This is a genomic window from Streptomyces soli, assembly GCF_003999195.1.
In the GTDB taxonomy this organism is placed as follows: Bacteria; Actinomycetota; Actinomycetes; order Streptomycetales; family Streptomycetaceae; genus Actinacidiphila; species Actinacidiphila soli.
Map to the genome: position 1 here is coordinate 1 of NZ_RJVR01000217.1, position 18052 is coordinate 18052.

Genomic DNA, 18052 nt, shown 5'->3' on the forward strand with positions numbered 1-18052 from the left:
GCCACACCCCTGCCCACCATCCCCTCAACGGACCTGACGGCCAGACAGGCCACAACCTGACCGACCGTCGGCCACTACCCGCGGATTCGGGTCAGACACGTCGGACCCAACCGGGCCAATCCCTCGCGGCGCCACCGAGCGCTGGCACGATGTCCGTCATGCAGTCGCTCCCGGTCCCCTGCACCGCCGATCAGGTCCCGGACGCCACCGGGATCGCGGCGTTCAACGCCGCATACGAGGCAGCCCGGGCGGCCGGCGCGGTGTTCATCTGCATCGCACGCAGCGGACAGCGCTGAACGGTGAAGGCCGACACCTTCACGGCCCCCGCCCACGTGGTCGACAAGGTCACGGCCGCCGCCATCCGCGAAGCCGCCGTCGGCCTGGTCCAAGACCGCGCGGTCCGCTCCGGCTCGGCGGTGGGGCCGGCCTACGTCGTGCTGTACGACGTGGCGGGCGAGGACCGCGCCCGCCAGCCCGCAGCCGCCCTGCACGCAGCCCTCTACGGCGACCTGGAACCGCTGGCCTCTGCCGTGCGCGCTGTCTCCTGAGATTGCCTGGCCAGCACCCCGGCCCGTCGTACACCGTGTTCCATGTCCTCAACCTTGCCTGTGCCGTGTCCAGTAGCCCGGCGGCTGATTCCAGGACATCAATGAGCAACCCGTACCGTACGGCAGCTGGCACCTCACGGCAGGCGGCGCTGAACGATGCGCCGCTCCACCGCGCACGGGGGCAGGCCTCGGCGAGCTCGTGCGCCGTCGTGCTGCGGGGCTGGCGCGATGCCCACCGCGACGCGCTGCCGCGGGAGGGGTTCCGGTCGGCGGAGGAGGACCAGGCGCTGGCCGAGTAGGAAGAACTGGCCGCTGAGGCGACGACGGCCGGGGAAACCTGGCGGGCCGCATTCCACATCGACCTGGACCACGCCGCGACCATCCCCCGGGGGGTCGACGCTACGACGGGCTTGCCCATCCCGCGGACGAGAAATTGTCAAATCTTGTGGATCAGTGACGGGGCTTTGGCTGGGGTGACCTCTTGGAGCCACCCGGGTCACGCTTGCCGCGATCCGCATAGCCACAATGCCCTGAATCGTATATTCAATAACAAGTCACATGGAAGTAAATAAATCGTCCCAAAGTGTCAATACGCTTGCCCTACGGATGACCTCGGAGTGAGATCGCGGCAACCGCCGATTGCGGTCTTACTCCATAGGAGGAGCAACCATGCGCACAGTTTGTCCGCGGCAGCGCGCCGCGGTCACTGTGGCCGGGATTGCCAGCCTGGCCGCTATAGCACCGATATCAACCCCTTTGCCAAGAACCGCTACTGCAGCACCCACGCATTCGGCGCAAGGCATCAAGGCCGTGCCAGCCGTAGCCGGGCAGCAACTGGCGAGCGCGGGCCGCAGCCCGCTGACCACCCGGCAGTGCCAGGCGAAGTGGAAGATCGCCTGTTACACCCCGACGCAGTATCGCCAGGCGTATGACCTGAACCCGCTGTACCGGGCAGGAGTCACCGGCAAGGGGCGCACGATCGTGATCGTGGATTCCTTCGGCTCGCCGACCATCCAGCGCGATCTGGATGTCTACAGCGCCCGGTTCGGTATGAAGAGCACCCATGTCGACGTGGTCAAATGGGGCAAGGTCCCGCCGTTCAACCCCGCCAACTCCGACCACACCGGCTGGGCCGGGGAGACCACCCTTGACGTGGAGATGGCGCATGCCGTCGCGCCGGACGCGCACATCGTCCTGGTGGAGACCGCGGTCGCCGAGAACGAGGGCACCACCGGCCTGCCGGAGATGATGAACGCCGAGAAGTCGCTGATCGACCGCGGTGTGGGCGATGTGATCAGCCAGAGCTTCGGAGCGACCGAGAACACCTTCCCCGGCTTCCGCAGCGGTGACTTCTCCAGCATCCAGAACCTGCGCTACGCCTTCAAGGACGCGGCCAGGCACGGTGTGACCGTCCTCGGCTCCTCCGGCGACGGCGGTGCCACCGACACCACCGCGAACAGCACCACCGACTACCCGTACAAGGTCAACTCCTGGCCGTCCTCCGACCCGCTGGTGACCTCGGTCGGCGGCACCCAACTGCACCTGGACGACAAGGGCAACCGCACCGCGCCGGACAGCGTCTACAACGACGCCGGCGCGGGCGGGGGCGGCAAGTCCCATGTCTTCGCCCGTCCCTCGTACCAGAACGGGGTCAAGCAGGTGGCCGGCAACAACCGCGCCACCCCGGACATCTCGATGTCCGCCGCGACGAACGGCGGCGCCTGGGTGTACTCCAGCTACGACCCGAAGGCGGCCGGCTGGGATGTCTCCGGCGGCACCAGCGAGGCCAGCCCGCTCTTCGCGGGCATCGTGGCCCTCGCCGACCAGGTCGCCGGCCACCGGCTGGGCAACATCAACAAGGCGCTGTACTCGCTATACGCGCAGTCCTCGCAGAACCCGTCCACCGGCATCGTGGATGTGAAGGACGGCACAAACAACAGCTACGCCGGAGTCACCGGCTACACCGCGGTGAAGGGCTTCGACATGGCGACCGGTGTCGGCACGATCGACGCGGCCCGCTTCGTCCCGGCCCTCGCCGAAGAGGGCTGAACACATCCCGTCCCCGAGTAATTGTCAATATCTGTGGATCAGTTGTGTGCGCTGGCCGCAGTTCACACCCCGCGCCGCCGAGACCGGGGTTCGTGGCGGCCAACGCGCTCCCGCTACGGCTGCGCGGCCGGGTCATCGGCACCCTCGCCCTCTTCCAAACCGACCCCGACCCCCTCAACCCCGAGGACATCACTCTGGCCCAGGCCCTGGCAGATATCGCGACCATCGCCCTGCTGCAGCAGCGCACCGCCGCAGAGAACGAGGTCGAGCGCTCCCAACTCCAGCACGCCCTGACGAGCCGCATCGTCCTCGAACAAACCAAGGGAATCCTCGCGGAACGCTGGCACGTCACCGTCGACCAGGCGTTCGCCGCCTTCCGCGCCTACGCCCGCGCCCACCACCAGCTCGCCCAACTGGCCCGCGAGAGCCGCCGACTGCTATCCCGGGGTGCTGTCTTCGGTCATGGCCTGGGTGCCGATGACGTTGAGGAGCCTGAGCAGGTCGGCGGCGTCGCTGCCAGGAGCGGCGGTATAGGCGACGATGCGCAGATCGCTGCCGGGAGCTACGAGCACGTAACAGTCGAAGGTGAATGTGCCGACATCGGGGTGACGGACGGTCTTGGTGTCCGACTCATGGACGCCCACGATGCCTGTCCCACAGGCGTGGCGGAGACGCGAGCCCAGTGCGTGGAGAACACTGCACCGGGCCACACAAAAGGAACAGCATGGCTGTGTACGGTGCCGACGCGAGGGCGTCGATCGTGCATGCGATTGACGCGCTGCGCTGACCCGGGAACGCCGAGGCGCCTCGCCCTCCCAGAGGAGAGCGGGCGCAGGGCTCTGAAAGGAACGTGCCTCAGCTCACAGCGACCGTTGGGGCGGCCATGGAACAACTGCGGGTAGTTGACGGTTCATCTGTACGTGGCTGCGGAGGGGACAGTGTCCCCGGGCCTCACCTATAGCCCATGGGGACGATCGTTCGGCTGAAGCCCCATGGAGCCTTTCGCCGAGAGGCGACCACCCTCCGCGCGCCACGACCTCGGCCCCGGCTGGTCTCCCCCGTCCAGTCGGGGCTTCTCACTGTCCATCGTCGTCGGCCCGCACCTGTCGGCGAGTGTGACCGTGATCGGCTCGTTGCGACAGTCGGCGAAAGTCTCGGCGAGTGCGGTGGGCGCGCTTTCGACCGCGTGCCGGGAGCGCGAACCTTGACATGGGCGGTGTCCGGAGGGCGGGTGCCGTTCGTGTGTGGCAGGCGGGCGACCTCCGGGCCCGTGCTCGTACTCGTTGTCGTGGTCGTCAGCCGAACTGGCCCGGCTGGTAGTCGCCGGCGGGCTGCTGGATGATGACGTTCATGCGGTTGTAGGCGTTGATGAGGGCGATGAGGGACACCAGGGCGACGAGTTGGTCCTCGGCGTAGTGCTTGGCGGCATTCGCCCAAACCTCGTCGGTGACGCCGCCGGCGGCGTCGGCGATGCGGGTGCCCTGTTCGGTCAGTTCCAGGGCGGCCCGCTCGGCGTCGGTGAATACCTTTGCCTCCCGCCAGGCCGCGATCAGGTTGAGGCGCACCGAGGTTTCCCCGGCGTGCGCGGCGTCCTTGGTGTGCATGTCGGTGCAGAAGCCGCAGCCGTTGATCTGGCTGGCGCGGATCTTCACCAGTTCCTGCGTCGTGGTCGGCAGCGTCGAGTCCGTTACGACCTTGCCCGCCGAGTTGATGAACTTCGCGAACTTGGCCGCGCCGGAGTTGCCGTAGAAGTTGAGACGGGCGTCCATGATGATCTCCTTGCCGTGTTGGCGGTTACACAGCACTGACGGAACAGTCGGGCGAGATGTGACAGCCGGACGAGCCGGATGAATGTGACGTGCGTCTCTCGCCTGGTGTTCCGTGTGAGCGCACGACGGCCCCGTCGCGCCGACCCGCACCGCCGGCCGGGTCCCCGCACGGTGTGCGCCGGGACGGCCGCCCGCGGCGTCCCGCGCCGCTCCCGGATACAGCCCGCTACGGTGGGGCTGATCAGTGCCGGAGAGCGGCGAAGGGTGCCCGTCCTGCGCCGGGAGGAGGTCGCCACGCGGGCCGGGCTGAGCGAGCCGTACTACCGCGGTCTGGAGCAGGGTGTCGCCGTCAACGCCTCGCCTCAAGTCCTCGACGCCCTTGCGCGCTCACGCCCCAGGAGCACGAGCACCTGAACGAGCCGGTCGCCCCGAACCAGCGGTGCCGGGTCTTCGCGCGGGCAGCTGACCCAGTCCGCCGATGATCGGTGACACCCCCGCCGACGTCGCCGCCGGCCTCGCCAACCAGGTGCCGGTCCTGGCCGTCGCTTCCGGCCGCTCTACCGACGACGACCCCCGGCAGCCGGGGCGACAGAAATAATCCCTGATCTTCAAGACCCGGCGCCCCTACTCACGATGCTCGGCCACCGCTGACTGCTCTTTGCCCGGGCCGACAGCCGCTTCGACGGGCCCTGGAATCCCCCCACTGTGCGTGACAGAACGTAGCTGCCACAAGGGCCTGCGCACGGCGCCGCGGCCTGTGATCGGTTGCGTCCTTGGAAATGCGTACGGGTTGCGCCTGAACCGGGCGTCTGCTCATCGTCCGCCCTCGATCTTCCGGCCGCGCTGCGCCGTGCCGGGGACGCCGTAGGGGTAGTCGGCCGCGCCGGAGTCGCTGGCCTTGTCGAGGCGGGCATACTCCTCCTCAGTCAGGTGCAGACCGGCCGCGCCGAGGTTGTCGTCCAACTGCTCCAGGGTCCGCGCGCCAAGGATCACCGACGTCACGGTCGGGCGGTCGACCAGCCAGGCCAGGGCAACCTGGGCCATGGAGACGCCTCGTTCGTCGGCCACCGCGCGCACCTCGTCGATGACGGCCCAGGTGCGCTCGACCTTCACGCGCCGGTCGTACGCCTCGACACCACGCTCGGGGTTCTCGCCCAACCGGGTCGCTCCGACGGGCCGTTCGTCGCGCCGGTACTTGCCCGTCAGCCATCCGCCGCCGAGCGGGCTCCACGGCAGCAGGCCCAGACCTTCGGACGCACAGGCCGGGATGATCTCCCACTCGATCTCGCGTGCCAGCAGGTTGTACTGCGGCTGCAGGGTCACCGGGCGGCTCAGGGCGCGGAAGTCGGCGATGTCGACGGCTTTCTGGAGCTGCCAGCCGGTGAAGTTCGACAACCCGACGTAGTGGATCTTGCCCTTGCGCACCGCGTCGTCCAGGAACCGAAGCGTCTCGTCGATCGGCGTCAGCGGGTCCCAGGCGTGGACCTGGTAGAGGTCGACCGCCTCGACGCCGAGCCGGCGCAGGGATGCGTCCAGCGCACGGTCGAGGTGCCGCCGCGACAGGCCGGCGTCGTTGGGGGCGTCGCCCATGGGGAAGCGGCCCTTGGTCGCGAGCACGATCCGGTCCCGCACGTCGGCGGGGCGGCTGGCGTACCATCGGCCGATGATCTCCTCGGAGACCCCGCGGCTGTAGACGTCCGCGGTGTCCACCAACGTCCCGCCGACCTCGACGAACCGGTCGAGCTGCGCATGCGCCCCCGCCTCGTCGGCCTCGGTGCCGAACGTCATCGTGCCGAGCGCCAGCGTCGACACGCTGCACCCGCTCCGTCCGAGCGTGCGGTACTCCACGGCCAGTCCTCCTTGAGTGACGTGGTCTGCCTTGCGTGCTCCTACCATGCCGCCCTCCCGGCCCGGGCGGCACGCCTCAGCCTTCCCGAGCGGGGTTCAGACGTCCAATAGAAGATAGAGAACGCATTGAGCACGCAAGCCGCTGAATCCCTGCCGGTCTCGCCGTCCACGGTGAAGTCGGAGCACTCCTGCTCCGCCAGGGCGGCTCAGCAGCGCTACGCGATCCGGGCCGGCATCGAGGCCACCCTCTCCCAGAACGTCCGCACCTGCGGCCTACGCCGCACCCGCTACCGAGGGCTCGCCAGAACCCACGTCCAGCACGTCCTGACCGCCGCGGCCTGCAATCTCACCCGCGTCGCCGACTGGATCGCCGAGCCGACGACCACCCCCCGCCGATCAACACGCTTCCACGCCCTCCGCACCACCACCGCATGACCCCTCAAGATCACCAACAGAGTCACGCTGTTGCGACTGGAGGGCTAACCGGTTTGATCGCCGGAATTCTACCGACATGCTCCGCATGTTGCGCAACTTGACGACGGCAGAAGATTAGCGTGGGGATAAGGTATGCAGTCGTCGAGTCGTCCCCAAAGGAGAAGACATGACTCATCCTCCAGTGCCTCCGTTCACCCATGAGAGTGCCATCCAAAAGGTCCGCGCCGCGGAGGACGGCTGGAATTCTCGGAACCCGGAAAAGGTCTCCTTGGCCTACACGCCGGACTCTCGCTGGCGTAATCGCGCCGAATTCATCAACGGGCGGGATGAAATCGTCTCCTTCCTTACCCGCAAATGGCGGCGAGAGCTTGACTACCGGCTCATCAAGGAGCTTTGGGCGTTCGTTGGGAATCGCATCGCGGTTCGGTTCGCTTACGAGTCGCACGACGACTCGGGTAACTGGTTCCGCTCCTACGGCAATGAGAACTGGGAGTTCGACGACAAGGGCCTGATGCGCGTGAGGCATGCGTGCATCAACGACCTTCCCATTGAGGAGTCGGAGCGCAAGTACCACTGGCCGCTTGGACGTCGGCCCGACGGCCACCCCTCGCTGAGCGATCTCGGCCTGTGACGCTGCCGGCATGAGCGTGCGTCGGCAGCCTAGAGCGGCCCTCTGCGGCTGCGGCCCGGAAGGGCGCGGCTGGTGGTCCCGGCAAGTTGTCGGCAAGCTTCCAGCAGGGTGTAGCAGCCCTCATCCAGTACATCGCACGGGAAGGCACCAGCGAGGTCTGGCGCGGCACGAGCTCGAGCAGGCAGACTTCTCCCACATCATCGCCACGTTGCTGGTGAACGGGCCACGGACAGGGGTGCGCGGGAGAAGGCGGCGCGTCGCACCCCTTGAGACGGCTCTGTGGAGCACGGGTGTGACGGCCGCCGTGGCCCCGTGCCTGTCAGTGCGTGCGGCGGCGCAACCGGCGGCCGAGGAGGACGACTGCGGAACCGGCGGCCAGGGACGCGCTGGCGATGCCACCGAGTGCGGTGATGTCCTTGGTGCGCCCGGAAGTACCGGTGTTCGCGAGTGCCGGGCGGGCGGACTCGGCAGCGGTGGCGGCCTGAAGGATCAGGTCGGCGACGGCGTCGGGATGCGCGATCAGGGACACGTGGCAGGAGTTGATCTCCACTGTGTGGGAGTGCGCACGCTTGGCCTCGAAGCGTTCCTGGTCCGGGTTGATGGTCATGTCCTGCCGACCGACCAGGGCCCAGGACGGGATGTCCTTCCACGCCGCGACCTTGGCCTTCTCGGAGAACGCGGTGGTGGCCGCGGGCCGTTGGGTGACTGCCAGCAGGTTCGCCTGGCTCTCCGGCAGGCAGGCGGCGAAGACCGGGTGCACCTTGTCGCGCTTGAGGTACAGGTCGGTGCCGCTGCGGCCGCCGCCCTCCCGGTACGGGACGGACTTGGTGGCGGTGCCCAGGGCGCTGGGGAACCGGGCGCCCAGCGACATGCCGCTCTCGCCCACGTCGGGCATCAGCGCCGAGATGTACACCAGGGACTTGACCCGAGGGTTGCCGGCCGCGGCCGAACTGATCACGGCTCCGCCGTAGGAGTGGCCGGCCAGCACCACAGGGCCCTTGATGCTCTCCAGCACGGAGGCGATGTAAGTGGAGTCGCTGTACAGCCCGCGCAGCGGGTTGGCCGGGGCCATGACCGTGTAGCCGCGCCGCTCGAGCCGTTCGATCACCCCGTTCCAACTGGAGCCGTCCGCGAACGCCCCGTGCACCAGCACGATGGTGGGCTTCGCGCCGCTTGCGCCGCCGTCCGCGACGGCCGGGGCCGCTGCGACCGCACACAAGGCTGCGACCGCGCACCCCGCCGCCGCGACGCGGGAACGCCGCGTGCGGCGCCGTGAGCCATGGACCGGAGATGCCGTCATGCCGTTCTCGCTTTCCTTTGAGGCCTACGGCACATCAGCCTTCACGCATCGGCACCGCCGAGCCCGGCCACCCGGTCCAACCGGGTGAAACCGGCGCGGCATTGGGATGACAACGGGCGCGCCGTGCTGGTCGAGGACGGTGGCGCACGTCGTGCCCGCGCGCGCGATCACTTGCATTGCGGCCCACGGCTTGGGGGCTCGCCTCTGCGGCCCGGCGTGCCCGTGAGCCGCACGTGCTCGCCCGGAGGGCCGCGCCAGTGCCCCAGGCAGACGGTGCGGCAGCCGGCGCAGCGATTGAGCACAGGATGGCGCCGGCAAAGATGTCGGCCATTGAGAAAACCTCACTGGCCAGGACCCAGCTCAGGAACCGTCGGGGCGTGCGCAGCCAGGACCTCAGAGGATTCCAGCATCGGCCAGTAGTCCTCGATCGTCTCCGTGACCGGCTCGTCCGCGAATCCGGCGTAGGCACGGGTGCGGAAGGCCCCGGGCTCCACGGCGAGCACCTGGATGCCCAGCGGTGCCACTTCTTCGCGCAGCACGTGTGTGATGCCTTCGAGCGCGAACTTGGCGGCGCTGTAGTGACCGAAGCCAACGGTGCCCTTCAGGCCGGCTGCGGACGACATGTTGATGATCCATCCGCTGCGTTGGGCACGCATGCCGGGCAGTACGGCGCGGAGCACGGCGACCACGGCGAAGAAGTTCAGCTCGAAGGTCTCCCTGACGGCTGTGTCGTCCATCCCCTCCACGGAGCCGTGCCAGCCTCGTCCGGCGTTGTTGACCAGGACGTCGATGCCGCCGAAGCGCCTTTCGGCGGCCGCCACGGTCTCATTGATCTGCCGTGCATCCGTGACGTCGAACGGCAGGACCAGCACCTTGTCGCCGTGAGGCTTGGCCCACTCGCCCAGCAACTCCGGCTTGCGCGCGGTGAGTACGACGTTGTCGCCCCTTTCCAGGGCCACGTCGGCATAGGCCATGCCAAACCCACCGGGAGTGCCGCCGGTGATGAACCAGGTCTTCATGTCTTTCTTCCTTTGGGAAAGGGAGTCCGAGCGTCCGCTTGCGTGGAGATCCCGGGTATCAAGGTTCGATGAGGAGGCGATCGATGAGCCCGTCGCGCAGGGCGAAGTGGAAAAGTGCAGGTCGATGTCGATCTGCTCACCACCGCCCGCCGCGAGGTGCTCCTCACCAACCTCGCCTCGATCATGGTCGGCGTCAGCTTCTACGTCGTGACGCTGGTCCTGCCCCAGCTGCCCCAGCTGCCCCAGCTGCCCCAGCTGCCCCAGCTGTATAAAGATCACGATTCGTCCGTACGAATGATCGGGTTAACGAGTTCCCACCCACCGACGGGACAACCCGGACACATTGCGCCCGATGCGCGGCAAGCCGTACGGTCGAAATGCGAAGCTTGTCGTAGATCGTCGCGACAGATCCCACGGGGTCACATCGGTGTTGTCCCCGGTAAGGGGGTATTCGTGATACCGCGAGGGGTCTCGAACGAGACTACTGGTCTCAGCGAGCGCGCGGGGGTGACAAAACAACGCCTCGTCTATCCCAAGATGGGGCTGCTCTTCGTGCTCGTCATCGCCTGCTTCACGTCCTGGGGGATCGCGGCCGACCTGACCACGCCAATGGTCGCCGGCTTCAAGCACATCTTCGAAATGAGCACGTTCCAGGCCAGCCTGGTCCAGTTGGCCTACTTCGGCGCCTACTTCCTCCTCGCCCTGCCGGCGGCCTTGATCAACGAGCGGTTCGGGTACAAGGCGGGGCTGCTGACCGGCCTCGGCCTGGCCGCCCTCGGGGCGTTCCTGTTCTATCCCGCGAGTAAGATCCTGACCTACGAAGCATTCCTGGTCGCGCTGTTCGCGCTGGCCGCCGGGTGCTCCATCCTGGAGACCTCGGCCAACCCGTACGTGATCTCTCTGGGGCCGGAGAAGACGGCGACCCGGCGGCTGAACTTCGCGCAGGCGTTCAACCCGCTGGGCACCAACATCGGCGTGCTGATCGCCGCGACCCTGATCCTGCCGAAGCTGGAGTCCCCCGTGGACCTGACCTCGGCTACTCCGGAGCAAGTCCAGGTCATCCGTGCGGGGCAGCTCGGCGCCGTGATGGGGCCCTACCTTGGGCTCGGTCTGCTGCTCCTGGCCATCGGGATCGTGATCGCCACCCAGAAGGCACCGAAGATCATCGAGGAGTTCCCCGACGTCGGCGACACCAGCATGGGTGCGCTGGTCCGGATGCTGTGGAACAACAAGCGATACCGGTTCGGCGTGGTGGCCCAGTTCTTCAACGTCGCCGCGCAGGTCTGCACGTGGACCTACCTCCTGCAGTACGTCGAGCAGGCCATGAACGGCAGTCTCGAGCTCGGCGGCTATCTGCTGCAGATCAGCCTGATCGTCTTCCTGCTGTCCCGGTTCCTCATGACCTGGGTCATCGGGAAGATCCGCGCGACCAAGGTGCTGGCCGCCCTCGCCGTCCTCGCCGTGCTGCTGTGCGTCTACGCCATGGCCTTCCCCAACATCACAGGGGTCATCGCGCTGGTCGTGGTCTCATTCTGTCTGTCGCTCATGTTCCCCACCATCTACGGCGTGGCGCTGCACGGCCTCGGCCCCGCTACCAAGCTCGGCGCCGCCGGACTGGTCATGGCCATCGTCGGCGGCGCGATCATGCCGCTGATCCAGGGCGCGACGCTCGACGCCACCAGCCCGGCCGTCTCCTTCATCGTTCCGGCCGTGTGCTTCGCGGTGGTCGCGGCGTTCGCGTTCTATGACCTCCGGGCCCCGGAGCAGCCCGCGATCGCGACCAGCAAGGCGGATGCGGCATGAGACTCCGCGGGCTCCGCGTCGCCGCACTCGGGCTGGCGGTCGCGTGCGTGTTGGCCGCCTGCACGTCCAACCGGGGCTCGAGCCAGAACCCCACGAAGAATCTCGAGGTGGTCTCCTGGTGGACGTCAGGGTCCGAGCAGCAAGCCCTCACCGTACTGTTCGACACCTACCGGGCAACACACCCCGAGGTGACGGTGACCAACGGCGCCGTCGCCGGGGGCGGCGGCAGCAACGCCCAGGTCGTGCTCGCCCAGCGTCTGCTGTCCGGTGACCCGCCCGACGTGTGGCAGACCTTCCCTGCTGGATCGCTGCGGGCGTACGTCGGCCAGGGCCAGGTCGCCGACGTCAGCGACCTCTACCACCAGGGCGGCCTAGCGACGGCGATACCGAAGGTCATCCGCGACGGGCTTACCGTCGACGGCCATCAGTACGGGGTGCCGACCAGCGCCCACCGCGGCAACATGCTGTTCTACAACACCACCCTGCTGGCCAAGGCCGGCGTGGCCGTGCCGGCGGCCGGCTACTCGCCCTCGACCTTCCTCGACGACCTGACGAAGCTGGACAAGGCGGGCGTCACGCCTCTGTGCCTGGGAGCCAAGGACCCCTTCACCACCACCGCGCTATTCGAGAACACCCTGCTGAGCGTGGTCGGCGCCAACGGGTGGAGGCAGATCACCGCGGATCGATTCGACTGGAACTCCGCCTCCGTGGACGAGGCACTGCGCCGGTTCGGGCGGATCCTGGACTACGCGGACCCCCATGCGGCGGCGCTGTCATGGGACGCGGCCACCAAGAAGCTCTCGAAAGGCGGGTGCGCCTTCGAGACCCTCAACGACTCGGCATTCGGGGAGCTGGTCGACGCCGGGGCGGTCGACGGCAAGACCTTCGGCGAGGTGCCCTATCCCGGCACCGACGGGACATACGTCGCCGTGGTCGACACGTTCGTACGAGCCCGCCAGTCCGAGAACGCACGCAACGCATCCGATTTCCTCGCAGTCCTTGCGTCGCCGGACACGCAACTCGCCTTCAGTAAGGCCAAGGGCTCGGTGCCGATCCGGACCGACATCGACGTATCCTCGCTAACGCCCTACCAGCGCTCGGCCGCAAAGTCGCTGCGGAGCGACATCGTGCTGTGGTCGATCGTGCACGGCGAGGCAATGGGCCCGCAGTTCCAGCAAGGCTTCTACGACGCGGTCGCGACCTACGTCCGCAGCCGCGACGCCAAGGCGTTCCGCACGACACTCACCGACGCCATGCGTCGCCAGGCCCCACCCAAGTAGGCATCCCTCGCGGACGCCGATGTCCCATTTTCAGCAGGATCTAGCGAGGAACTCCAGGCCTTCAGGCCTGGGAGGAATCGCTTCCTGAGTCACGGCGGTGCGGAGCACCGCCGTATCACTGCGGTCGCTTCTGGTTCTCGATGTACTCCTTGATGATCGACAGCGGTGCGCCGCCGCACGATGCTGCGAAGTACGAGGGAGACCAGAAGCGATCCCCCCACCAGCTAGCTAGTGCCGTAGCAGGCAACGTTCGCCCTGTAGGTCATGACGCGCGTCGGTCGATGTCCGCAGCGGCCGGCGTAGTCGAGGGACATGGCTGCCCGGCCTGCCATCGGCTCCGCCGCCACGACGATGCGCTTCGCGCGTTGTGCTGTTGACTGCCGCGATTGGCGGCCCCGGAAAACGGTTCGACGGCTTTGCGGGGTCCTGACACAGTGGCGCACTATGGCGAACTTCGAGCTTGTGACCGCTGAGGACGTGCAGCTCATGCAGGGTCTGGCGCAGCGTGTCACCGCCACCCGCCCGGACCTGGTGAACAGCGACGCGTCGTTCGGCGAGCTGGCCTGGATCTGGGGCAAGGGGCACGCCGGCGACGGCGCAAGCTGGCCGCGTCGGCTGTGGTTCTCTGGCGGGGATCTGGTGGCGTGGAGCTGGGCCTATCTTCCGCACCAGGTGAGGCGGAGCGATGGGTCGGTGAAGGACGTCACCGGCGCCTATCTGGCGTATCAGGTCCATCCCGACCACGCCGGGCTGGTTGACGAGGTGATCGACTGGTACGACGGTACGGCGGCGGACATCGAGCGTACGGTGATGCCGAGCGCCGCCGACGAGTTCGCCCTGAAGCGATGGGCGGCGCACGGCTATGAGACCGACCCGGCCTCGCTCGGCGACGCCGGGTCCTGGACCCAGCTCAACGAGCGGGACCTCACCGACGTGGAACAGCCGGTACTGCCAGACGGATTCCGGTTCCGCACCGCCGACGAGGCCGGGCCGAAGGCCGCGGTTCAGGCCCATCTGGACGCCTGGGCTCCCTCGACGTACACGGCCGAGGGCTACCAGGGCGTCCGGCAGACGGCGACGTATCGCGGCGACCCGCAACATCCTGGTGGAGGCGCCGGACGGAACGATGGCATCCTCGACGATCATGTGGCTCGACGAAGCGAACAAGACCGCTGAGTTCGAGCCGGTCGGGACGCATCCGGACTACCGGCGTCTGGGGCTGGGAAGGGCGATGCTTCTGCAAGGGATGCATCTGGCGCGGGCGGCCGGGGCCACTCATATGACGGTCGCCTGCCTGGGTGCGCCGGGGCATCCCAAGGCGCGCGGGCTGTTCTACAGCGTCGGGTTCCGGGAGTTCACGCGGGACGCGCCGCTCATCAAAACCAAGACCGCGGGCTGAGGACTGGTCGTTCGGGTAGTCGCTGGTCAAGCCACGTTGGCTCGGGCGACGACCTGACGTAGGCGGGTGTCGTCGGCGTGGCGGTCTCGCCAGATGATGTAGCGGCGGATCATGCTGCCCTGGGCCTTGTGGCTTGGGTGGTCGGTGCCGTCCAGGGCGAAGTAGCGTAGTGCGGTGAACTGGGCCTCGATGCGGTCCAGCCAGGAGCTGTTGGTCGGGGTGTGTTGAAGTTCCCCCGTTGATCCTGCGATCCTCGCGATCGGTGCCGACCCGTACGGGCAAGGCCGTCCATTCGACGTGAACGATCTGTACGACCGCATCATGAGTCTTGACGACGGCTGGATCCGCTACAGCGTCCGCCCCCTCACCGAGCCGGAAGTTCTCATCACCGACCTGTCGTGGTACGCCCTGTAGGTGACTGGAAGCCTCACGAGTGCTCCGTCGCACGAGCGTCACCCGGAGCTGCTCTTCGCGCCCTGAGTTGGTACGGGGTACCAGGAGCGCAGCCTGTAAGACCCGCGAAACTTCCTGCTACCTGCCGCCCGCTCGCGTTCTCGGCGGCTGGTGTCAGACGGTACCGTTCTCCCACCACCACGCCTGGGCGCCGTACGCGTGCTCCACCCGGCTGTCCATGTGCTGCCAGGAGTTGGTGTACGCCTCCAGGCCGGAGAAGCCGCTCCGCTCGCCGATCTGGTACAGGGTCTTGGTGGCGACTCCGGAAACCGCGATGTCGGCGGCGATGCCGTACTGGTGCTGGGAGTTGGTCGCGTAGCCGTAGATGCTGGTGTTGTAGGCGACGCTGCGGAAACCGGAGTTCACGGTGATCGGCTTGTTGCCGACCTTCTCGCGGACGGCTTCGAGCTTGTACATCAGGCGGCGAACGTTCTCCTTGACGGTGGCCGAACCGACCTTGCCGCCCGAAAAGCCGGCTCCGTCGTGGCTGGTGAACTCGGAGAACTCGAAGTGCGCGGTCGAGCCATCGCTGCTTTCCAGCGCGTTGAGCGCGCTGAACGTCTGCGGCCCAGCCACCCCGTCCGCGGAGAGCCCGTACGCCGACTGGAACCGGCGTACCGCCGCCGCGGTGCCGGCTCCGAAGTCGCCGTCGACCGCGACGTAACTGTGCGAGGCGGAGTCTGCCGCCCAGCCGGCCACCCGGATTTGCAGCTCGGTGACGGCCGCACCGGTGGAGCCCTGCTGGAGCACGCTGGGCCAGCCGTAGGCGGCGGCGGGTCGGGCGAAGGCGATGCCGGCCGCTGTGGCCAGCCCGGCGGCGATCGCGCCGGTGCCGTACCGCAGCACAGTCCGGCGGTCCGGCGTGCGGCCGGCGGCGAGGGCGGCGGGGGCGGCGGGGGCGGCGGGGGCGGCGGGGGCGGCGGGAAGAGTGTCTGTCACGGGAACTCCTCGGCGTCAGGGGCGGGTGATGAGCAGGGGAACCCTAGCCATTCTTGACGCGGACCGGTCATTCCATGCGGGTCCGGACGATGAACTTCCGACACGTGTAGAGCACCAGGGCGTCTCCCGGGGTGTACGGCAGACCCTGGCATTATCGGAAAGGGGTGTGTGGCGGGGCGGGCGCCCAGCGGTGGGTCGGTGGCCTGGTCCAGCAGCGTGCAGGATCCTTCGGCGTGCAGCAGGATCGGTGGCGGATGGCCGGCGCTGCTGTAGGTGATCAGGCGGCGTTCCCTGTCGATCAGGACATCGATGGCGGTGGTGGCCAGAGCACCGTCGACGCAGCGGGCGTACTGGCCAAGGACCTCCACGTGGAGGGCGCCGACGTAGGTGTCGTCCTCGCGCATGCGCTGGGAGAGCAGGGCGGCGCGGGCACCAGACCAGATGCCGGCGGCGAGCAGTTGGTCGGCTACCGTGTTGGAGCATGAGCGTGGACGGATGGTTGGCAGACACCCGGAGCTCCTACGACACAGTCGCGGTCAGTTATGCCGACCAACTCCGCGAGGCCCTGGCAGGGAAGCCGTACCTTCGGGCGGCGCTGGAGTTGTTCGCCGACATGGTTCACACAGCCGGCGGCGGGCCAGTGGCGGATGTGGGCTGCGGACCAGGGCACGTCACCGCCCACCTGCATGAGTTGGGCGTCGATGCATTCGGTATCGACCTTTCACCCGTGATGATCGACGTGGCTCGGCGTGACCACCCTGACCTGCGGTTCGAAGTGGGCTCGATGACGGATCTCAACCTCGCCGACGCGTCGGTCACTGCCCTGTTCGCCTTCTGGTCGTTGATTCACGTCCCTGACGATGCGATCCCTACGGTCTTCGGCCATTTCCGGCGGGTGTTGCGTCCTGGCGGACCGCTGCTGCTCGGCTTTCACATCGGCGACGAGTCGCGACTGAAGACGCAGGGCTACGGCGGTCACCCGATGAAGGTCTATGTCCACCACCGCCAGCCTGCCCAAGTGGCAGCCTGGCTGTGCGATGCCGGATTCACTGTCGAGGCTCAATTGCTGCTCGACCTCGACGAGCGCCTTCCAGGCGCTGTCCTTTTTGCGCGCCGCCAGTCCTAGCTCCGCCAGCAACCCGGTTGCGGCCTGGGGCTTCGGCGTAGTTGTCTGACGTCCGGTTCGTGACGGTCTGCCGGTGGACGGAGCCCGGGAAACGTGCCAGGCACGGCTTCCAAGACCATGGAGTTCCGACGCCTCGTGATCCCTGTGGAAGACCGTGCCTGCCTGCGCACCATCGCCGAGACGGAGGTCCGCGAAGCGGAGCAACAGGCCATGACCTAAACGTGCCCGATCCGTGCCCGATCCGGCGGGGCATTGCGGGGGAATCACGGGGAGCCGCACTACCAGCCGCACTCCGACCCAGGTCAGGGACCTTCCAGGTCAGCCGCCGTCCGCATACGGGATCTTCCAAACTGGTGCTTTTCGGCCCCTTCGCTCACGCGTAGGCGCTGCTTGACTGAGTCATTGAGAAGCCGCTGTCGTATCGCGAAGTTGGCCTGTGGGTCGAACGTGGGTTCCCGGTTGGGTGATCTTCCCGTAGTGAGGGCAGGAGGTAGGGCCTCCTGAAGTAGCTCGTGGGTGTCGAATCCATCCGAGCATCAGGAGGCCCTGTTGCGGCAGTCTTCCGTGTCAGTGGTGGTGGAGCCCAACTCGTCTGCGCTGTCGTGTGATTGCCTCGCGCACGTGTCAGGGAACGCGGCCGATCACGGGGAGCGTGTGCGGCGGTTTCCGTCGGACATGACCGGCGGAGAGTGGGCCGTGGTCCATGCCGTGCTGCCGGTGCCGGGCTGGCTGGAGGGCAGGGGCGGGCACCCGGAGGGCTACTTCCACCGGCAGATGATCGACGCCATCCGCTATCCGGTGGACAACGGCATGGTGTCACCGACTGGCCACCGCTGGTTGCCGTAGGAGCTGGTGGAGAGGGGTCCGGGTGCCCGACATTGTGTCGGGCACCCGGATCAAACAGCGGAAAGCTGCTGTGTGCTGATGGTGGGTTGGACTGTGCTGTGGCTACCAGCTGTGCTGTGGCTACCAGCCCCAGCCGCCCCAGCCCCAGCCGCCGCCCCAGCCCCAGCCGCCGCCCCAGCCCCAGCCGCCCCAGCCCCAGCCGCCCCAGCCCCAGCCGTCGCCCCAGCCGCCCCAGCTCGCCTTGTGCTGGGCTGTGACGACCGCGGTGGATGACGGGTGGGTGGTGGCCGCGCTGGCAACGCCAGCCGAGGCACCGATGGCGACGATGGGGGCCACGACAACAGCAGCGGCCAGTCGCCTGATCTTTGACGCGCGCATGATTCCTCTTCCCGGGGGTCGAGTATCGGTTTCTCACGCCGCAGTGACCGGCGCTTCGCGCCTCAGCCCTACACGCGGGTCTGGTGCGCCATGGTCCACCCATCGGCCCGGACGACTCACGGAGAGCCGCGGTAGCGGCCTGCCCTCAGATGGACCTCGACATTTACTATTGAAAGCGTCCCTATGGGACGAGACGCCCCGTATCAACAACCTACGAGTGACACCGGAG

At 67.7% G+C, this 18052-nt stretch carries 24 protein-coding genes and 3 pseudogenes; 17 read left to right on the top strand and 10 right to left on the bottom strand.

Annotation, left to right across the window (positions count from 1 at the left end):
* Positions 1-158 precede the first annotated feature (158 nt).
* From EFK10_RS50610 to EFK10_RS21045, 5 genes and pseudogenes are all read left to right on the top strand, one after another.
* Positions 159-296 (top strand): hypothetical protein, encoded by a 138-nt coding sequence (locus EFK10_RS50610; RefSeq protein ID WP_240677362.1) that lies wholly within the window; start codon positions 159-161, stop codon positions 294-296.
* 3 nt (positions 297-299) lie between these two features.
* On the top strand, positions 300-548 hold the full coding sequence (locus EFK10_RS50615) for a hypothetical protein (RefSeq protein WP_240677363.1): 249 nt from the start codon (positions 300-302) through the stop codon (positions 546-548).
* Positions 549-649: 101 nt separating this feature from the next.
* A complete protein-coding gene (locus EFK10_RS21035) occupies positions 650-847 on the top strand; it encodes a hypothetical protein (protein WP_127357214.1) in 198 nt (65 codons plus the stop codon).
* A gap of 511 nt (positions 848-1358) precedes the next feature.
* Positions 1359-2597 carry a S53 family peptidase gene (locus tag EFK10_RS21040; RefSeq protein ID WP_240677364.1) on the top strand — a complete coding sequence of 413 codons (1239 nt, stop codon included), beginning with the start codon at positions 1359-1361 and terminating at the stop codon, positions 2595-2597.
* 20 nt (positions 2598-2617) lie between these two features.
* Positions 2618-2941: pseudogene (locus EFK10_RS21045) on the top strand (GAF domain-containing protein); the annotation flags it as partial.
* Between the two features lie 93 nt (positions 2942-3034).
* On the opposite strand, the gene EFK10_RS21050 reads toward EFK10_RS21045, so the two are convergent.
* Together EFK10_RS21050 and EFK10_RS21055 are read right to left on the bottom strand one after the other, a co-directional pair.
* Positions 3035-3241: an MmyB family transcriptional regulator gene (locus EFK10_RS21050; protein ID WP_240677365.1), complete on the bottom strand. Its 207-nt coding sequence runs from the start codon at positions 3239-3241 to the stop codon at positions 3035-3037.
* 651 nt (positions 3242-3892) lie between these two features.
* A complete protein-coding gene (locus tag EFK10_RS21055) occupies positions 3893-4366 on the bottom strand; it encodes a carboxymuconolactone decarboxylase family protein (protein WP_127357216.1) in 474 nt (157 codons plus the stop codon).
* A gap of 114 nt (positions 4367-4480) precedes the next feature.
* On the opposite strand from EFK10_RS21055, the gene EFK10_RS50625 reads away from it, so the two are divergent.
* Positions 4481-4780 carry a helix-turn-helix transcriptional regulator gene (locus tag EFK10_RS50625; RefSeq protein WP_322973367.1) on the top strand — a complete coding sequence of 100 codons (300 nt, stop codon included), beginning with the start codon at positions 4481-4483 and terminating at the stop codon, positions 4778-4780.
* A gap of 64 nt (positions 4781-4844) precedes the next feature.
* Positions 4845-4964 carry an HAD hydrolase-like protein gene (locus tag EFK10_RS52710; protein ID WP_322973368.1) on the top strand — a complete coding sequence of 40 codons (120 nt, stop codon included), beginning with the start codon at positions 4845-4847 and terminating at the stop codon, positions 4962-4964.
* A 215-nt stretch (positions 4965-5179) separates the two neighbouring features.
* Here EFK10_RS52710 and EFK10_RS21065 read toward each other — a convergent pair whose 3' ends face one another.
* Positions 5180-6214, bottom strand: a complete 1035-nt coding sequence (locus EFK10_RS21065) for an aldo/keto reductase (protein WP_127357218.1) — start codon at positions 6212-6214, stop codon at positions 5180-5182.
* A 126-nt stretch (positions 6215-6340) separates the two neighbouring features.
* Here EFK10_RS21065 and EFK10_RS52210 point away from each other — a divergent pair, with 126 nt between their 5' ends.
* Positions 6341-6649 (top strand): transposase, encoded by a 309-nt coding sequence (locus EFK10_RS52210; RefSeq protein ID WP_164836088.1) that lies wholly within the window; start codon positions 6341-6343, stop codon positions 6647-6649.
* A 166-nt stretch (positions 6650-6815) separates the two neighbouring features.
* Positions 6816-7280, top strand: a complete 465-nt coding sequence (locus EFK10_RS21075) for a nuclear transport factor 2 family protein (RefSeq protein ID WP_127357220.1) — start codon at positions 6816-6818, stop codon at positions 7278-7280.
* A 319-nt stretch (positions 7281-7599) separates the two neighbouring features.
* On the opposite strand, the gene EFK10_RS21080 is transcribed toward EFK10_RS21075, so the two are convergent.
* Together EFK10_RS21080 and EFK10_RS21085 are read right to left on the bottom strand one after the other, a co-directional pair.
* Positions 7600-8580, bottom strand: a complete 981-nt coding sequence (locus tag EFK10_RS21080; RefSeq protein WP_127357221.1) for an alpha/beta fold hydrolase — start codon at positions 8578-8580, stop codon at positions 7600-7602.
* Positions 8581-8921: 341 nt separating this feature from the next.
* Positions 8922-9599, bottom strand: a complete 678-nt coding sequence (locus EFK10_RS21085; protein ID WP_127357222.1) for an SDR family NAD(P)-dependent oxidoreductase — start codon at positions 9597-9599, stop codon at positions 8922-8924.
* Between the two features lie 507 nt (positions 9600-10106).
* On the opposite strand from EFK10_RS21085, the gene fucP reads away from it, so the two are divergent.
* Together fucP and EFK10_RS21095 are read left to right on the top strand one after the other, a co-directional pair.
* Positions 10107-11402 carry an L-fucose:H+ symporter permease gene (fucP, locus tag EFK10_RS21090; RefSeq protein WP_206305528.1) on the top strand — a complete coding sequence of 432 codons (1296 nt, stop codon included), beginning with the start codon at positions 10107-10109 and terminating at the stop codon, positions 11400-11402.
* Positions 11399-12682, top strand: coding sequence for an ABC transporter substrate-binding protein (locus EFK10_RS21095; RefSeq protein WP_127357223.1), 1284 nt, complete (start codon positions 11399-11401; stop codon positions 12680-12682). The genes fucP and EFK10_RS21095 overlap by 4 nt, the downstream gene beginning before the upstream one ends.
* A gap of 115 nt (positions 12683-12797) precedes the next feature.
* Here EFK10_RS21095 and EFK10_RS21100 read toward each other — a convergent pair.
* A pseudogene (locus EFK10_RS21100) lies at positions 12798-12896 on the bottom strand (transposase); the annotation flags it as partial.
* Positions 12897-13126: 230 nt separating this feature from the next.
* Between EFK10_RS21100 and EFK10_RS21105 the strand changes: the two are divergent.
* Positions 13127-13858 carry a hypothetical protein gene (locus tag EFK10_RS21105; protein ID WP_240677366.1) on the top strand — a complete coding sequence of 244 codons (732 nt, stop codon included), beginning with the start codon at positions 13127-13129 and terminating at the stop codon, positions 13856-13858.
* Positions 13827-14081 (top strand): GNAT family N-acetyltransferase, encoded by a 255-nt coding sequence (locus EFK10_RS50635; protein ID WP_240677367.1) that lies wholly within the window; start codon positions 13827-13829, stop codon positions 14079-14081. The genes EFK10_RS21105 and EFK10_RS50635 overlap by 32 nt, the downstream gene beginning before the upstream one ends.
* A gap of 26 nt (positions 14082-14107) precedes the next feature.
* Here EFK10_RS50635 and EFK10_RS21110 read toward each other — a convergent pair.
* From EFK10_RS21110 to EFK10_RS52715, 3 genes and pseudogenes are all read right to left on the bottom strand, one after another.
* A pseudogene (locus tag EFK10_RS21110) lies at positions 14108-14314 on the bottom strand (hypothetical protein); the annotation flags it as partial.
* Between the two features lie 334 nt (positions 14315-14648).
* Positions 14649-15473 (bottom strand): D-Ala-D-Ala carboxypeptidase family metallohydrolase, encoded by an 825-nt coding sequence (locus tag EFK10_RS21115; RefSeq protein WP_206305529.1) that lies wholly within the window; start codon positions 15471-15473, stop codon positions 14649-14651.
* Positions 15470-15799, bottom strand: a complete 330-nt coding sequence (locus EFK10_RS52715; RefSeq protein WP_322973369.1) for a SpoIIE family protein phosphatase — start codon at positions 15797-15799, stop codon at positions 15470-15472. The genes EFK10_RS21115 and EFK10_RS52715 overlap by 4 nt, the downstream gene beginning before the upstream one ends.
* Here EFK10_RS52715 and EFK10_RS52720 point away from each other — a divergent pair.
* The 4 genes from EFK10_RS52720 to EFK10_RS50640 all read left to right on the top strand — a co-directional run bounded on the left by EFK10_RS52720 (position 15707) and on the right by EFK10_RS50640 (position 17445).
* A complete protein-coding gene (locus EFK10_RS52720; RefSeq protein WP_322973370.1) occupies positions 15707-15958 on the top strand; it encodes a hypothetical protein in 252 nt (83 codons plus the stop codon). The two genes, EFK10_RS52715 and EFK10_RS52720, sit on opposite strands and share 93 nt — an antisense overlap.
* Positions 15955-16599 (top strand): class I SAM-dependent methyltransferase, encoded by a 645-nt coding sequence (locus EFK10_RS21125; protein ID WP_127357224.1) that lies wholly within the window; start codon positions 15955-15957, stop codon positions 16597-16599. The genes EFK10_RS52720 and EFK10_RS21125 overlap by 4 nt, the downstream gene beginning before the upstream one ends.
* Before the next feature lie 93 nt (positions 16600-16692).
* Positions 16693-16818 carry a hypothetical protein gene (locus tag EFK10_RS52215; RefSeq protein ID WP_265737543.1) on the top strand — a complete coding sequence of 42 codons (126 nt, stop codon included), beginning with the start codon at positions 16693-16695 and terminating at the stop codon, positions 16816-16818.
* Positions 16819-17274: 456 nt separating this feature from the next.
* The gene (locus tag EFK10_RS50640) at positions 17275-17445 is read left to right on the top strand and encodes a hypothetical protein (RefSeq protein ID WP_240677369.1); all 171 of its coding nucleotides are present in this window, start codon (positions 17275-17277) and stop codon (positions 17443-17445) included.
* Between the two features lie 120 nt (positions 17446-17565).
* On the opposite strand, the gene EFK10_RS21135 is transcribed toward EFK10_RS50640, so the two are convergent.
* Positions 17566-17823, bottom strand: a complete 258-nt coding sequence (locus EFK10_RS21135) for a hypothetical protein (protein ID WP_127357225.1) — start codon at positions 17821-17823, stop codon at positions 17566-17568.
* Between the last annotated feature and the right edge of the window lie 229 nt (positions 17824-18052).

Bases quoted from the DNA above. Each gene is read 5' to 3' on its own strand.
- EFK10_RS50610 (WP_240677362.1), top strand. From the start codon at position 159: ATGCAGTCGCTCCCGGTCCCCTGCACCGCCGATCAGGTCCCGGACGCC.
- EFK10_RS21035 (WP_127357214.1), top strand. From the start codon at position 650: ATGAGCAACCCGTACCGTACGGCAGCTGGCACCTCACGGCAGGCGGCG.
- EFK10_RS21055 (WP_127357216.1), bottom strand. From the start codon at position 4,366: ATGGACGCCCGTCTCAACTTCTACGGCAACTCCGGCGCGGCCAAGTTC.
- EFK10_RS52710 (WP_322973368.1), top strand. From the start codon at position 4,845: ATGATCGGTGACACCCCCGCCGACGTCGCCGCCGGCCTCGCCAACCAG.
- EFK10_RS21075 (WP_127357220.1), top strand. From the start codon at position 6,816: ATGACTCATCCTCCAGTGCCTCCGTTCACCCATGAGAGTGCCATCCAA.
- EFK10_RS21080 (WP_127357221.1), bottom strand. From the start codon at position 8,580: ATGACGGCATCTCCGGTCCATGGCTCACGGCGCCGCACGCGGCGTTCC.
- EFK10_RS21085 (WP_127357222.1), bottom strand. From the start codon at position 9,599: ATGAAGACCTGGTTCATCACCGGCGGCACTCCCGGTGGGTTTGGCATG.
- EFK10_RS21095 (WP_127357223.1), top strand. From the start codon at position 11,399: ATGAGACTCCGCGGGCTCCGCGTCGCCGCACTCGGGCTGGCGGTCGCG.
- EFK10_RS21105 (WP_240677366.1), top strand. From the start codon at position 13,127: ATGGCGAACTTCGAGCTTGTGACCGCTGAGGACGTGCAGCTCATGCAG.
- EFK10_RS50635 (WP_240677367.1), top strand. From the start codon at position 13,827: ATGTGGCTCGACGAAGCGAACAAGACCGCTGAGTTCGAGCCGGTCGGG.
- EFK10_RS21125 (WP_127357224.1), top strand. From the start codon at position 15,955: ATGAGCGTGGACGGATGGTTGGCAGACACCCGGAGCTCCTACGACACA.
- EFK10_RS50640 (WP_240677369.1), top strand. From the start codon at position 17,275: ATGACCGGCGGAGAGTGGGCCGTGGTCCATGCCGTGCTGCCGGTGCCG.
- EFK10_RS21135 (WP_127357225.1), bottom strand. From the start codon at position 17,823: ATGCGCGCGTCAAAGATCAGGCGACTGGCCGCTGCTGTTGTCGTGGCC.